Raw genomic sequence first — 13,807 nt, 5'->3', positions numbered from 1 at the left:
TTTTGCCTGTTGTCATCCGACCGTATCCGAAGCCGCCAACGGGATCCGGTCCCCACGATCGGGGTGGCTTTGCCGGGGCGGATGTTTTCATCACTTGAAGGCGACTTCAAGCGCTAAAACCGTGCTCCGGTTGTCAGATTTGCAACGAGGTTAAACCGCGGCCCTGCAACGAAAAAAAGGGCCCCGAGGGGCCCTTGGTACTTGCCGGTTTTCTCAATTAGCCGCGCCGTGCGAGCGAGAACTGCGCGCCCGCATCGGTGGTGCAGTTCAGCTGGTTCTGGGTGACCAGAGCGCAGGCGACCTTGGACTGGGTGTTGCGCACCAGCGAGGTCATGTTGATCTCGACAAGCGTCGGGCTCGTCTTGACGTAGTTGCCGGAGGCAAGCAGCTGATTGGTATCGGTCGTGCGGGTCGAGAAGGTGCCACCTGCAAAGGTCGAGACAATGCCGTTCGGATCGACCCAGGAGCCTTCGACGCCGCTCGCCTGTTGTGCCGGCGGACCGCCCCCATCGTAGACCCTGGGCGACGACTGGCAGGAGGCCAGGGCCGCTGCGGTTGCGAGTAGGGTCAGAACTGCGAATGGCTTCATAGGCGATTTCCCCCGCGTTGGGCCGAGCGGTTGTTTCAGTCCGGCTGACCATGCCGCGATCATGAGTTGAAAGCAAGAGTGACAGGGTGCTGCCTCAGGCTTTTCCCATTTGCAGCGCCGCGTGTCTTATCAGACGAGCAAACGCCGCTGTAGCATTTTGAATTGCTGCATGTTTTTGTCCTTTGATCGGCTGCGATCAAAGGAACCAGGCAGGGGGTAAAAAGCCCCGGGGCACAGCTATGCCCCAGGGCCGGATGCGCTAGCGCGTCAAAGGCTTAGCGAACGAGGATGTTCTTGAACTGCCACGGATCCTTGGTGTCGATCTCTTCCGGGAAGAGGCCCGGACGGCCGTCGAGCGGGGTCCAGTCGGTGTAGTGGCCTTCAACCGGACCGAGATAGGGCAGCTGCACTTCGAGGCACCGCTTGTAGTCCATCTCGTCGGCTTCGACGATGCCGGACTTCGGGTTTTCGATGGCCCAGACCATGCCAGCCAGAACCGCCGAGGTTACCTGCAGGCCGGTCGCGTTCTGGTACGGAGCGATGCGGCGGGTTTCGTCCAGCGACAGGCGCGAACCGAACCAGTAGGCGTTCTTGTCATGGCCGTAGAGCAGCACGCCGAGCTCGTCGACGCCGTCGACCAGTTCCTTTTCGTCAAGGACGTGGTGTACCGGCTGGGCGTTGCCGCCGTTGCCGAACATCTCGTGCAGCGACAAAACGGCGTCGTTGGCCGGGTGATAGGCGTAGTGGCAGGTCGGGCGGTAGGTTACTTCGCCGTCCTTGTCGCGAACGGTGAAGAAGTCCGAGATTGAGATTGCCTCATTGTGGGTGACGAGGAAGCCGTACTGCGGGCCGGGCGTCGGGCACCAGGTGCGCACGCGGGTGTTGGCGCCTGGCTGCTCCAGGTAGATAGCCGCCTTGCAGCCCTTCTTGTGCTTCTTGGCGTTCTTCGGCATCCAGTTCTCGTGGGTGCCCCAGCCCAGTTCGGCCGGCTGCAAACCTTCCGAGATGAAGCCTTCGACCGACCAGGTGTTCCAGAAGGTGTTGAAAGGCTTCGGGTTCTTGGTGCGCTGGGTGTCGCGCTCGGCGATGTGAACGCCTTTGACGCCGACCTTCTTCATCAGTTTCGCCCAGCCTTCGCGGTCGTCCTGATGCGGTTCGTCGTACTTCACGCCGAGGTCGTTGGCGAGGTTGAGCAGGCCCTGCTTGACGAACCAGGAGACCATGCCCGGGTTGGCGCCGCAGGTGGAAACGGCCGTGGTGCCGCCCGGGTTCTTTTCCTTTTCCTTGCGGACAGTTTCGCGCAGCGCGTAGTTGGTGCGGTCGGCATTGTCCATCTCGGCGTCGAAGTAGAAGCCGAGCCACGGCTCAACGACCGTGTCGATGTAGAGAACGTCGAGCTTGCGGCACAGCTTGATCAGGTCGAGCGAGCCGGTGTCGACCGACAGGTTGACGCAGAAGCCCTGGCCTTCACCTTCGGTGAGCAGCGGCTTCAGCAGTTCCTTGTAGTTGTCCTTCGTCACATGAGCGCGAACGTGACGCACGCCATGACGCTCGAAAATCTCGTTGTCGCCGGCATCCTCACGGGGTTCGACCACGATCAACCGGTTCTTGTCGTATTTGAAGTGGCGCTCGATCAGCGGCAGGGTGCCGCGACCGATCGAACCGAAACCGATCATGACGACCGGACCGGTGATCTCGCCGTAAACCGGGTAGGTGGTATCTGCCATTTTTGTCTTACTCCTGAGAAAACTTTCCCTGTGACGGTGGGTGACTAAGCATGAGGAAGCGGCTGGCGCCGCTGTTCCAGCTTGATGGGTGTGCCGCAGCGGCCTTCGGTGCCGGGTGCGGCACGCGGGCGCTGTAGAGCATAGATTGCTGTCACAATAAAGAGCGGGCAGGTCAACCGCTATTTGAGATGGTGCTTAACCGGCGATCTTCAGCAGAGCCGCGACGAGCCCGTCGCGCTTGCTGACAAGCCCCTTGTAGGCGGCCTGCGGCAACGTCAGGGCGTGCAGTTGCTCGACGAAAGAGAGGGCCAGCGCTCTGGCATCCGGGCGGCTTCGCAGCATCGCGAGCGGGTCGGAGTAAATCCGGATCGTGAAGACGATCGCCCCCGTCATCGGCAGTTTGCGCAGCGTCTGCCGCTCGATGCGGATGAAGGTTCGCTCCTCGGTCATCTCGATCGCACTGGCTGCAACGCCTTCCGACTTTGATTTCGGCAGGTGCAGCGCGCCATCGACGTTGACCGCCCAGTTGAAGCGCTCGACGAAACGGCCGGGCGGAAGATTGTCGAACATGCGGGCAATCAGTTCGGCATTGCGGGTTCCGTGCTCGAAGCCTGGAACCGGCGCGTGGATCTCGTCCATCGTGCGGCCGTATTTCTCGCCGAGCGCCCAGGAGGAGGGAAAGGCGACATAGCCGGCCCTGAGCCGCCACCCGTCGTCGGTCCTTTGCATGAGGACGAGATCGTCCTGGACGAGCGATCCGGCGACGACCAGCGGGGCGTCGCCCTTAAGCGCGACGCGCTCCTCGCCGACGATCATCGTGTCGCCGTCTCGCCGGTAGATCTCAGGATATCTGGCCGGAAGATGATCGGCGAGCACGGCGAGCAGTTCGCGCTGGGCGTCTTCCGTGCCGTCCGCCGCGGCAAAGACCGCGCCGCGGGCTTGCGAAAGGAGACGCCTTTTTTCGTCCAGATAGTGCTGCAGTCGTTCGTCAGGCTCGATCCAGCGATCGGGATCAAGCTGCGCAAGGCCGATGGTGAAGGGTTTGGAGGAACCGTCGTAGGGCGTATGCTTCATACTGCGCGGCCGGACCAAGGCTGTGATTTAACCATATTCCCTATCGTTTCGCACGACGGGCCGCTTGTCACAAGCGCTTCGTGCTATAGCTTCGTTTGAAGCATCCGCTTCGCGCCATGATTGATAGTTCCCGGAGGCGTGACAGACCGTGACCGGTAGTCATCTCAAGGCCCTTGCGGCCTTACAGAGTAAAACACCCGTGCTGATCGCGCTCTACGACCAGCATGATCGATTGCGCTTTGCCAACCCGGCATTTCGCGCAGCCTACCATGTCGGCCCGGAGGAGAGTCCGACCTGGGAAGAAATCATGCGCCGCAACCATGTCGTTGGGCAGGGGACGGTTCTGAAGACCGAAGACATTGATGCCTGGATCGCCTCGACCACGCATCGGCGCGGCAAGGTTCCGTTTCGCGCCATGGAGACGGATCTGCATGACGGTCGCTGGCTGTGGATGACGGAGACGGTGGACCAGGACGGCTGGATGCTCTGCATTGCGGTTGACGTGACGACGATCCATGCGGGCGAGCGCGAGCTTCGGCAGGACCGCGACTTCGCGCTGCGCGCGGCCCAGGTCGACGAGCTGACCAGCGTGCCCAACCGTCGCTACACGATGGGGCGGCTGACCGAGTTCATCGCCAATTGCGCCGAAAACCCACATATGTGGGGCTGCGTCGCGATCATCGACATCGATTATTTCAAAGCGATCAACGACCGCCACGGACATCAGCGCGGCGACGAAGTGCTGCTCGACTTCGCGCGTCAGATGCAGGAGTTCGTGCGCCGCTCGGACTGCTTTGGTCGCATCGGCGGCGAGGAGTTCATGCTCATCCTGCCGGACACCACCATCAGTGAAGGCAATCGCATTCTCGACCGCCTGCTTGAACGGGTGCGGAGCTCCCGTCCGCTCGAAAACATCCCGGAATTCTTCTACACCTGCTCGGTGGGGCTCGCGGAATACCGCGACGGCGATTCGGTCACCGATCTCTATGCGCGCGCCGATCAGGCGCTCTATCTCGCCAAACGCGATGGGCGGGATCAGGTCAGGCGTTACACACTTCCCGGGTCAGACCCCGAGGTTCACCCGGATCAGGCCCCGTAGCGAATTGCCGACATAAAGGGTGCCGCGTGCAAGGTCGGCGGACGAGAGCCGTGCGACCCGCGCGCGCCGTTGGCAAATCAGTTCGGTGCGCAGCACGCCTGCAAGCAACCCACAGGCGATCGGTGGCGTCTTCAGGACGCCGCTGCCGTCATCGAGGAAAACCGAGGTGATCGTGCCTTCACAAACCTCGCCCTTCTCGTTGAGCAGAAGAACCTCGTCGGCGTCGCTGGGGGTGAATTCGGCCCGCGCTGCTTCGTAGATCGCCCGCCGGCTGGTCTTGTAGCGCAGCAGCGGATCTTTCGAGCTAAGCCGGCTGACGGCAAGCCGCACCTGCCAGATGGTATCGGCGGGCAATGGCACGAAGGGCGCCGTCTTCACCTCGATCCGGCCGTCGGGGAAAAGCTCGAGGCGCGTACGCAGTCGAACTGTGTCATCGCCAAGCGTCCTTTCCACTGCCGCCAGCAAGGCGGCCTCGGCGCCCTCAGCCCCCGGTATTGCGAGCCGCCGGGCCGAACGTTTGAGCCGCGCCAGATGCAGACGCAATCGGATGAAGCCGGTCTCGCCCTCGTAGCGCAGGGTTTCGATCAGCGAAAAATCCGTCATTGTGCGATCTCGCCGTCGCCGAGGGCGATCCCATCGTCACCGAGCGCGATCTCGTCGTCGCCGAGCGCGATCTCGTCGTCGCCGAGCGCGATCTTGTCGTCGCCGAGCGCGATCTTGTCGTCGCCAACGGCGAAACGAGCTTTGAGCAGGCATTCGTCGAATTCGGATTGGGCGCCGCTGTCGAAGACAATGCCGCCGCCGACATTGAAGACGGCCTGGCCGTTCGCAAACAGTGAGATCGTCCGGATCGCAACGCTGAAACGCATGACGCCGCTCGGGGCGATGAAGCCGATGGCGCCGCAATAGGCGTCGCGCGGCCCGTCTTCCAGATCGTGCAGGATTTCCATGGCCCGCATCTTCGGAGCGCCGGTGATCGACCCGCAGGGGAAAAGGGCAGCGAAGATGTCGCTGAGGCCGATCTCGGGCAGGAGCTTTGCCCGGACATGACTGACCATCTGATGCACGGTCGGATAGGTCTCGATCTCGAAAAGTCTCGGGACGCTCAGCGTGCCGACCTCGGTGATGCGCGAGATGTCGTTGCGCAGGAGATCGACGATCATCCGGTTTTCGGCCTGGGTCTTTTCGTCGGCGCGCATGGCCGCGATGATCGCGGCGTCCTCCGCCGCCGATGCGCCGCGTTTGGCCGTGCCCTTCATCGGATGGGTCTCGATCCAGCCGTCCGCATCGACGCGGAAAAAGAGCTCCGGTGAGCGCGACAGAAGGATCGGCCCATCGAGGGCGACGAGCGCCCCGTATTTTACCGGCTGGCGGTCGATCAGCGACCAGAAGGCGGCCCGCGGATCGCCGGACCAGCGCGCCCGAATCGGCATCGTCAGGTTGGCCTGGTAGCAATCGCCCTTTCGCAGATGTTGATGCAGCCGGTCAAAGCGCTCCTGATAGGTGTGGAAATTCCAGTCGGCGCGCGGCTCACTGAGGAAGGGTTCGTTCTCGGTCCGCCGCTGCGGCTCGGCAAGGGGGTGGTCTTCGAGCGGCGCATCGAAGATGCCGAAGGACATCAGCGGCGTTTCGCGCCCCTCTTCGGCAAAGTTCGAGAGTTTCTCCTCGAAGAGATGGCCGGCCTCGTAGGCCATGAAGCCGGCGATCCACTTGCCCGATTTGTGCGCACGCTCGAGTTCGCCGAGGCCGCGGATGAACTCCGTCTTGGTGCGCGCTGTAACCACGCGGGAAGGCTCGGCAAAAACCGTGGTGCGGTTTTCGCTGTCGTCCCGGAACAGCACGTAGGGTGCGGTGTCGCTCATAAAGTTGTCTTGCCGATCGCTCTGCGATCCGGGCGCGTTACGCCCGGATCGGATCAGGCCTTATCAAGCGCTTCGAGTTCGTCGATGAGCCCTTCGATCATCGACAGTCCCTGTGCCCAGAACGACGGGTCGGTGGCGTCGAGGCCGAACGGGGCGAGCAGCTCGGAATGATGCTTGGTGCCGCCGGCCTTCAAGAGCTCGAAATACTTCTCCTGGAAGCCCTTTTCGGCCTTCTGGTAGACCGCATAGAGCGAGTTCACCAGGCAGTCTCCGAAGGCATAGGCGTAGACATAGAAAGGCGAGTGGATGAAGTGCGGGATATAGGCCCAGTAGGTCTCGTAGCCCTCGGAAACGCGGATCGCCGGGCCGAGGCTCTCATTCTGTACCGACAGCCACAGTTTGCCGATATCGTCAGCCGTCAGTTCGCCCTCCTTGCGGGCGGTGTGCACCTTGCGTTCGAACTCGTAGAAGGCGATCTGGCGAACGACCGTGTTGATCATGTCCTCGACCTTCTGGGAAAGCATGGCTTTGCGCTCGCGCTTGTCCTTCGTCTGGTCGAGCAACGCACGGAAGGTCAGCATCTCGCCGAAGACGGAGGCGGTTTCGGCAAGCGTCAGCGGCGTCGACGCCATCAGCGCGCCCTGGCCACCGGCCAGCACCTGGTGGACGCCATGGCCGAGCTCGTGGGCGAGCGTCATCACGTCGCGCGGTTTGCCCATGTAGTTGACGAGCACGTAGGGGTGTGCGGACGGAACCGTCGGATGGGCGAAAGCGCCCGGCGCCTTGCCGGGGCGCACCGGCGCGTCGATCCAGCGTTCGTCAAAGAAGCGGCGGGCGATCGCTGCCATTTCCGGGTCAAAGGCATGATAGGCCGAAAGCACCGTATCCCTGGCCTCGTTCCAGGAGATGAGCGCGTTTGGCGTTTCCGGCAGCGGCGCGTTGCGGTCCCAGAAATCCATCTGCTCCATGCCGAGCCATTTCGCTTTCATCGTGTAGTAGCGATGCGACAGGCGCGGATAGGCGGATTTGACCGCTTCGGCCAGCGCATCGACGACCTCGCGCTCGACGCGGTTGGCCAAGTGGCGGCTGTCGGCGATATCCTGAAAACCGCGCCAGCGGTCGGAGATGTCCTTGTCCTTGGCAAGCGTATTGGTGATCAGCGTGAACGTGCGGATATTGGCCTTGAACGTTTCGGCGAGCGCCATCGCCGCCTTCTTGCGAACGTCGCTGGACGGGTCCTGCAAGAGGTTCAAAGCCACTTCGAGCGGCAGTGCCTCGCCGTCGATGTTGAAGGTGAGGCTTGCCATCGTCTCATCGAAGAGACGGTTGAAAGCGGCGGCGCCCGTCATCGATTTTTCGAGGAAAAGCTGCTCCAGCTTGTCGTCGAGCTGGTAGGGCTTGTCCTTGCGCAGATCGGTCAGCCAGGGCTTGTAGTGGGCTGCGAGCGCATCGTTCTCCAGCGCCTTGTCGAGGACCGCATCGTCGATCCGGTTAAGCTCCAGCGAGAAGAACAGAAGATGCGCCGACATGTCGGTGAGCTTTGACTGCACATCGCCGTAGAGTTTGCCGTTTTCGGGCTTCGACGTATCGGAGAAATAGGTGAGGCCGGCAAAGGAGGCGATGCGGCCCATGATGTCCTCGAGCGTTTCAAACTCCCGGACAGCGGCGCCGATACCCTCGTCGCCGCTCTTTGTCGCCGCTTCGGCCAACTTGCCTTTCCATTTGCTCTCGAAGGCGAGCGCCTCGGTTTCGGCCGTCTTCAGGTCGTTGCGAAATGCGTCCGAGCTGGCGGAGGGATAGAGGTCCTCAAGCCGCCAGGACGGCAGGTCGCCGAGATCCACAGCGGCGCCATGGCTTTGGCCAGCGGCGGCGCGGACAACGAGTTGCTCGGGGGCGAATGGGCGGAAGGTCATCGTCGGATTTCTCTCGTTCGTGACGGGAAGAGGCAAGCGGTATGGGATCCATTGCTATCGCCGGCAATGGATAAAATGCAAGCATTTCTCAAAACATGATGTTCAGCCCTTTATGGCACAGATGCCTGACGTGATTTGGCACATGAGGTTGGCCAAAGAGTACCGCGTGTCCAGAGCAGGAGGCTTCCGTGACATCACATATTCTGGTCATTGATGACGATCCGGTGCAGCGCCGGTTGTTGACGAACATGATCGAGCGCCTAGGCCATGTGGCGCATCTCGCCGACAACGGCCGCAGTGGTTTGGAGCTCTTGGAGCGAAAGGGCGGGATGATCAACGTCATCCTGCTCGATCTCCTCATGCCGGAAATGAACGGCCATGGTTTCCTCGAGGCGCTGGCCGAGCGCGGTGTCGACACCCCAGTCATCGTCCAGACCGGACAGGGCGGCATCGAAACCGTGGTGCACGCGATGCAGGCCGGTGCCTTCGACTTCCTGGTAAAGCCGGTCTCTCCCGAGCGGCTGTCGGTAGCGATCGGCAATGCGCTGAAGATGGCGAGCCGAGACGGCAAGGTCAAAACCTCGCGCCGCCCGCGCGGCGGTGCCGTCGGCTTCGAGGACATCGTCTCGGCCAGCCCGGCGATGATCCGGGTGATCGACCTTGCGCGCCGCGCGGCGCAATCCAACATCCCGATTGTGCTCGAAGGTGAATCCGGCGTCGGCAAGGAAATGGTGGCCCGTGCCATCCAGTCGGCAAGCGACCGGGCCGGCAAGCCCTTCATCACCGTCAACTGTGGCGCCATCCCGCACAATCTCGTCGAGAGCATCCTTTTCGGCCACGAAAAGGGCGCCTTTACCGGTGCGACCGAGAAGCACACGGGCAAGTTCGTGGATGCGGACGGAGGAACCCTGTTCCTCGACGAGATCGGCGACCTGCCGCTGGAAGTCCAGGTGAAGCTGCTGCGCGCCGTGCAGCAGGGCGAGATCGAAACGATCGGCGCCCGTCATCCGCATAAGGTCAATGTCCGGCTGATCTCCGCCACCAACAAGGATCTGATCAACGAAGTGCGCGAGGGGCGGTTCCGCGAGGACCTCTATTATCGCCTCAACGTTTTCCCGATCACCATTCCGGCACTGCGCCGGCGCAAGGAAGACATACCGGTGCTGGTGCGCTCCTTTGTCGAGCGCTTTGCCGCCGAGCAGCGGTTGAACCAGCCGCTTGTGGTCTCCAGCGGTGCGATGGCACTTCTGACCGCCTATGACTGGCCGGGCAACATCCGCCAGCTCGAAAATGCGATCTTCCGTGCCGTCGTGCTTGCCGAGGGCAACGAGCTGACGGTCAAGGATTTCCCGCAGATCGCCACCCAGATCCCCGGCTATGTGGTTTCCGACCGTTCCGGCTTCTCCTGGGGCGAGGCGGGTCCGGAGCGGATGGCAGCGGGCGAGCAGGTGCCGAACGTTTATCCCGACTTCGCGAGTGCGGCGAAATCGATGGAAGGCGAGGCTTCGCACGACCCCCGGATGGAGAACGCAATCGCCAGCGTCGATGAGGGCGGGGATGTGCGCAAGCTTGCCGAAGTGGAGGAGGAACTGATTCGTTTTGCGCTGAAATTCTACCGCGGCCAGATGAGCCAGGTGGCACGCAAGCTTGGCATCGGTCGGTCGACCCTCTACCGCAAACTCAAGGATTATGGCATCGATCCCGATAACCCATTGAGAGAGGCGGCATAAAATCGGCGCATTCACTATTCATTAGCCGTGCTAATCCGTCACCGCCGTTTAGACCTTGTTAGTGAAGTGTTCACTATATTATAAGGGGCGGTGACGACTGTGGCATATTTGCCATGCTGTCACCTTATTTGACAGTCATCTGAGACAGCGAAGCACGGTTGTCCGTCGGACGGGGATTGAATGCCAAATTTGTTCGGTTTTAAGAAGCCGCTCGGCTCCTTAGCTAGAGTCTGCGCGGCGATCACCCGTAGGGTGCCGCAGATTCTGACATCCGTTGCTCTTGCGGCTTCTCTCGTGACGCCTGGTTTCGCGCCTCCCGTTGAGGCCGCCGGCCAGACCCGAACGCTGAAACTGTATTTCATTCATACCCAGGAAAAGGCGCAGATCACCTTCAAGCGCAACGGCCGCTACGACTCCAAGGGCCTGCAGGAAATCAACCGTTTCCTGCGTGACTGGCGGCGCAACGAGCCGACGAAGATGGACCCGCGCCTGCTCGACCTCGTCTGGGAAGTCTACCAGAAGAGCGGCTCGCGCGATTACATCCACGTCGTCTCCGCCTATCGCTCGCCGGCGACCAACGGCATGCTGCGTTCGCGCTCGAAAGGCGTCGCCAAGAAGAGCCAGCATATGCTCGGCAAGGCGATGGACTTCTATCTGCCCGACGTGAAGCTGAAGACGCTGCGTGAAATCGGCGTGAAGTTCCAGGTGGGCGGTGTCGGTTACTATCCGACCTCCGGCTCGCCATTCGTTCACATGGACGTCGGTGGCGTTCGCGCCTGGCCGCGCTTGAGCCGCAACGAGCTCGCGCGCCTCTTCCCCGACGGCAAGACCATGCACCTTCCCTCCGACGGCAAGCCGCTTCCGGGCTATGACCAGGCGGTCGCCGACTACAAGCGTCGCGTCGGTGCGTCCGCGATCGAGGTCGCCGGTGGCGGTGCCAAGGGCTCGGGCGATACGGCCAGCGGCAAGCGCCGTGGCAACCTGTTCGCAATGCTCTTTGGCGGCGGCGACGAGGATGAAGAACCCTCGGCGATCGCGGCCGGTCCGGGCTCCGATGATGAAGGTGGTGCTGCGCCGGCCAAGGTGCAGACGGCGTCTGCGCCTGCCGCTCAGGAAGCGCTGCCCGGCGTCGCCGGCTCTGTCGCCGCTGAGCCGACGGCTGCTGTGGCCGAACAGAACGTCGCCGAACAGAACATCAATGCACCGGTTCCGGCTGTTCGTCCTGCCTTCAAGGAAACACCTGTCGATGGCGGCGTAGCCGTGGCACTGGTGGCGCCGCAGACGAATCCGGCCCAGGAGGCGCTTGCCGCTGCCCTGCCGCAAACCTCGGAAATGCCGAGCGAGTTTGCTGACCTCGGATCGATGAAGGTGCCGGTCCCGCAGATGCTTGACCGTCGTGACATGAACACGCTCGTCGCTTCCGCCGACGCGTCGCCAGACATGCAGGCACTCGGTTTCGTGCCGGTTCCGGCCGGGCGGCCCGCGGGTGATGCAGCTCTTGCCGCAGTCGCCGATGCCCAGGTCGTGGTTCCGTCCTTTGCGGAGCGTCCGGTGCTGGCCTCCGCCGAACCGCCGCGCGATGTGGCAGCTGAGGCCCAGACCCGTGTCGCGCTCGCGCAGCCGACGCCGGCCGAACGTCAGCCGGTATCGCAGCAGCCGATCGAGATGGCGGCCTATGCGCCGCAGTCCGGCACCAATGCACGCGCAGCGATTTTCGACAGCGCCTTCGACACGCAGGCCGAGGCTCCGGCCAAGGGCGGCCGGCCGAAGAAACATGACGCCGATGCCGCGACGCGCGCTTCGGTTCGCACCGAACCGAAACTGACCCAGAAGATCATCTCTGAATGGGCGCTTTCGACGGGACGTGTGGCAACCCTTTCCAAGCCCGTCAAGGCGCCGCGCTTTGTCAGCAAGACGCTGCGCGCTGCACCGACGACGGTCTATGCCGCCGGCTTCTCGAGCAGCGCAGGGCCTAGCGTCGACACGGCCCGCTTCAGCGGCAGTGCGGTCAACTTCATGGAAGTGAAGAAGTTCAGCACGAACTGAGTTTCGAGCAAACAACAGACACGAAAAAGCCCGGCCATCGTGCCGGGCTTTTTTGTTTCTGCATCGCGTTTTCGACTGTCGTCGCTCAGGCTGGATGCGGCTAGGCATTGGTGGGCTTGCGCCCGCTGTCTCGCCTCCAACGCACGACGGCGGTCGGCCGCCTGCCGGAATGCTTATTCCTCGTCGGCGGCTGGAACCATGCCGAGGGCCTGGAGGTAGGTGTCGAGGATTGCTTCCTGCTCCATCCGTTCATCGTGGTCCTGCTTGCGGATCGAGATGACCTTGCGCAGGATCTTGGTATCGAAGCCCATCGACTTGGCTTCGCCATAGACGTCCTTGATATCGTCGGCGATGGTCTTCTTTTCTTCTTCCAGGCGTTCGATCCGTTCGATGAAAGCGCGAAGCTGATCGCGTGCGACGCCGTGAGCATCCGACATGGTCTTCTCCTTGATACGGGGAAAATGAATTTGGTGGGTGCCGTGACGTGCCGAAAACGGCCGCCAAGGTCAAGGGTGATTGCGCAACAACGCCGTCATTTCCGTGGCAGAGGCGGGCGAAACGGCCCTATTCTTTCGGGCGATTGACCTCGAAGGCGGCCTGTTGCTCGGCCGTTGCCTGCCGCTGAAAGCGATCGCGCCATTCCTCATAGGGCATGCCATAGACGATCTCGCGCGATTCTTCCTTGTCGAGGGGAACACCCGCTGCTTCCGCGGCTTCACGGTACCAGTTGGAGAGGCAATTGCGGCAGAAGCCGGCGAGATTCATCAGGTCGATGTTCTGGACATCGCTGCGCTCGCGCAGATGGCTGACGAGCCGGCGAAAGGCTGCTGCCTCGAAGGCGATCTGCTGATCGGGAGTGAGTTCGGTCATGGGCGGTCATCCTCTTTCGTCGTTACGCATCTCCGGACGCAAAACCGCTACGCACCTTTGCTGGAAATGCCCTAATAGGCGCCGGTGCGGGAGAGGTGGCGCTCGTAGCGATGCAATGCCGGCATGGCGTTGAGCTCTGCGAAGATCGGCGCCAACCGTTCGGTCCAGGCGGCAACGCCCGCGTCGTCAGCGATCAGATCCTGCCGCACCTCGATCAATGCGTGCGCAATGCCCGGTACCATGCAATGCCGGAACATCGTATCGCCACGCAAGGCGCCGTCATAGGGTTCATTGTTGCCGACGACGATATCGCCGGGCGCCTCGAGTTTCTCGATCAGCGGCAGGGCGGCACGCGGATCATTGTCCCAGAGCACGGCGGCATGCCAGGGGCGGGCGACGCCTTTCCAGGCGGGTGTGAAGGAGTGGATCGAAACGACGAGGGGTGCTGCGCCATGGGCTTCGGCGCTTCGGCCAAGGGTCTCGGTGATTGCGCGATGATAGGGCCGGTGAAACCGGTTCAGCCGATTTTCCCACTCCTGCCCGGTGATCGGATGGTTGCCGGGAATGATTGCCCCGTCGGAGATCTTCATGATCAGCGTCGGGTCGTCCTCTCCGCGATTGGGATCAATCAGCAAGCGCGAGAAGCAACCGAGTACGGCAGGCGCTGCGAGCGCTGCGGAGAGGCGTCGCGTCAGCGCCTCGACGCCGATGTCGTAGGCGATGTGCCGCTCAAAGGCCGCGGCCGGAAGGCCGAGGCTGCCATACTCCGCAGGCAGTCGGTTCATGGCGTGATCGGCAAGCAGAACCAGTCCGGTTGACGGTTTGGCCTCGATAATCTCATAGGGAGAAAAGTGTTGCATGCCTGTCCAGTCCGTTTGCGCGCCTCGTCTCGCTGAT

At 62.3% G+C, this 13,807-nt stretch carries 11 protein-coding genes and 1 pseudogene; 3 read left to right on the top strand and 9 right to left on the bottom strand.

Annotated features, from left to right (window positions below; translation table 11 throughout):
• Positions 1 to 217: 217 nt before the first annotated feature.
• The 3 genes from omp10 to BBX50_RS28600 form a co-directional block, all read right to left on the bottom strand.
• Positions 218 to 589: an outer membrane lipoprotein Omp10 gene (gene omp10, locus BBX50_RS28610; RefSeq protein ID WP_065778670.1), complete on the bottom strand. Its 372-nt coding sequence runs from the start codon at positions 587 to 589 to the stop codon at positions 218 to 220.
• Between the two features lie 275 nt (positions 590 to 864).
• Positions 865 to 2,316, bottom strand: coding sequence for a homospermidine synthase (locus tag BBX50_RS28605; RefSeq protein ID WP_065778669.1), 1,452 nt, complete (start codon positions 2,314 to 2,316; stop codon positions 865 to 867).
• A 195-nt stretch (positions 2,317 to 2,511) separates the two neighbouring features.
• Positions 2,512 to 3,390 carry a DUF3445 domain-containing protein gene (locus tag BBX50_RS28600; protein ID WP_065778772.1) on the bottom strand — a complete coding sequence of 293 codons (879 nt, stop codon included), beginning with the start codon at positions 3,388 to 3,390 and terminating at the stop codon, positions 2,512 to 2,514.
• 148 nt (positions 3,391 to 3,538) lie between these two features.
• Here BBX50_RS28600 and BBX50_RS28595 point away from each other — a divergent pair, with 148 nt between their 5' ends.
• A complete protein-coding gene (locus BBX50_RS28595) occupies positions 3,539 to 4,489 on the top strand; it encodes a GGDEF domain-containing protein (RefSeq protein ID WP_065778668.1) in 951 nt (316 codons plus the stop codon).
• On the opposite strand, the gene BBX50_RS28590 is transcribed toward BBX50_RS28595, so the two are convergent.
• From BBX50_RS28590 to BBX50_RS28580, 3 genes and pseudogenes are all read right to left on the bottom strand, one after another.
• Complete coding sequence (locus tag BBX50_RS28590) at positions 4,454 to 5,092, bottom strand: aminotransferase class IV family protein (RefSeq protein WP_065778667.1); 639 nt, start codon at positions 5,090 to 5,092, stop codon at positions 4,454 to 4,456. The genes BBX50_RS28595 and BBX50_RS28590 overlap by 36 nt on opposite strands.
• A 107-nt stretch (positions 5,093 to 5,199) precedes the next feature.
• Positions 5,200 to 6,351: pseudogene (locus tag BBX50_RS28585) on the bottom strand (aminodeoxychorismate synthase component I); the annotation flags it as partial.
• A gap of 53 nt (positions 6,352 to 6,404) precedes the next feature.
• A complete protein-coding gene (locus tag BBX50_RS28580; protein WP_065778666.1) occupies positions 6,405 to 8,264 on the bottom strand; it encodes a M3 family oligoendopeptidase in 1,860 nt (619 codons plus the stop codon).
• A 188-nt stretch (positions 8,265 to 8,452) separates the two neighbouring features.
• Between BBX50_RS28580 and BBX50_RS28575 the strand changes: the two genes are divergently transcribed.
• Both BBX50_RS28575 and BBX50_RS28570 read left to right on the top strand, forming a co-directional pair.
• Entirely contained in the window at positions 8,453 to 9,994 is a 1,542-nt protein-coding gene (locus tag BBX50_RS28575; protein ID WP_065778665.1) for a sigma-54 dependent transcriptional regulator, read from the top strand.
• A gap of 180 nt (positions 9,995 to 10,174) precedes the next feature.
• Complete coding sequence (locus tag BBX50_RS28570) at positions 10,175 to 12,040, top strand: DUF882 domain-containing protein (protein WP_065778664.1); 1,866 nt, start codon at positions 10,175 to 10,177, stop codon at positions 12,038 to 12,040.
• 173 nt (positions 12,041 to 12,213) lie between these two features.
• Here BBX50_RS28570 and BBX50_RS28565 read toward each other — a convergent pair whose 3' ends face one another.
• The 3 genes from BBX50_RS28565 to BBX50_RS28555 all read right to left on the bottom strand — a co-directional run bounded on the left by BBX50_RS28565 (position 12,214) and on the right by BBX50_RS28555 (position 13,770).
• A complete protein-coding gene (locus BBX50_RS28565; RefSeq protein WP_065778663.1) occupies positions 12,214 to 12,477 on the bottom strand; it encodes a DUF2312 domain-containing protein in 264 nt (87 codons plus the stop codon).
• 127 nt (positions 12,478 to 12,604) lie between these two features.
• A complete protein-coding gene (locus BBX50_RS28560; RefSeq protein ID WP_065778662.1) occupies positions 12,605 to 12,910 on the bottom strand; it encodes a DUF1244 domain-containing protein in 306 nt (101 codons plus the stop codon).
• Between the two features lie 71 nt (positions 12,911 to 12,981).
• Positions 12,982 to 13,770 carry an N-formylglutamate amidohydrolase gene (locus BBX50_RS28555; RefSeq protein ID WP_065778661.1) on the bottom strand — a complete coding sequence of 263 codons (789 nt, stop codon included), beginning with the start codon at positions 13,768 to 13,770 and terminating at the stop codon, positions 12,982 to 12,984.
• Between the last annotated feature and the right edge of the window lie 37 nt (positions 13,771 to 13,807).

The organism is Ensifer sp. LC11, assembly GCF_001695835.1.
Classification (GTDB): Bacteria; Pseudomonadota; Alphaproteobacteria; order Rhizobiales; family Rhizobiaceae; genus Ensifer.
The sequence above is the reverse complement of the archived record's forward strand: the minus strand, read 5'-3'. Positions and strand labels throughout refer to the sequence as shown.

Excerpts from the sequence above, each read along its gene's own strand:
- omp10 (WP_065778670.1), bottom strand. The coding sequence starts at position 589 with ATGAAGCCATTCGCAGTTCTGACCCTACTCGCAACCGCAGCGGCCCTG.
- BBX50_RS28605 (WP_065778669.1), bottom strand. The coding sequence starts at position 2,316 with ATGGCAGATACCACCTACCCGGTTTACGGCGAGATCACCGGTCCGGTC.
- BBX50_RS28600 (WP_065778772.1), bottom strand. The coding sequence starts at position 3,390 with ATGAAGCATACGCCCTACGACGGTTCCTCCAAACCCTTCACCATCGGC.
- BBX50_RS28590 (WP_065778667.1), bottom strand. The coding sequence starts at position 5,092 with ATGACGGATTTTTCGCTGATCGAAACCCTGCGCTACGAGGGCGAGACC.
- BBX50_RS28580 (WP_065778666.1), bottom strand. The coding sequence starts at position 8,264 with ATGACCTTCCGCCCATTCGCCCCCGAGCAACTCGTTGTCCGCGCCGCC.
- BBX50_RS28570 (WP_065778664.1), top strand. The coding sequence starts at position 10,175 with ATGCCAAATTTGTTCGGTTTTAAGAAGCCGCTCGGCTCCTTAGCTAGA.
- BBX50_RS28565 (WP_065778663.1), bottom strand. The coding sequence starts at position 12,477 with ATGTCGGATGCTCACGGCGTCGCACGCGATCAGCTTCGCGCTTTCATC.
- BBX50_RS28560 (WP_065778662.1), bottom strand. The coding sequence starts at position 12,910 with ATGACCGAACTCACTCCCGATCAGCAGATCGCCTTCGAGGCAGCAGCC.
- BBX50_RS28555 (WP_065778661.1), bottom strand. The coding sequence starts at position 13,770 with ATGCAACACTTTTCTCCCTATGAGATTATCGAGGCCAAACCGTCAACC.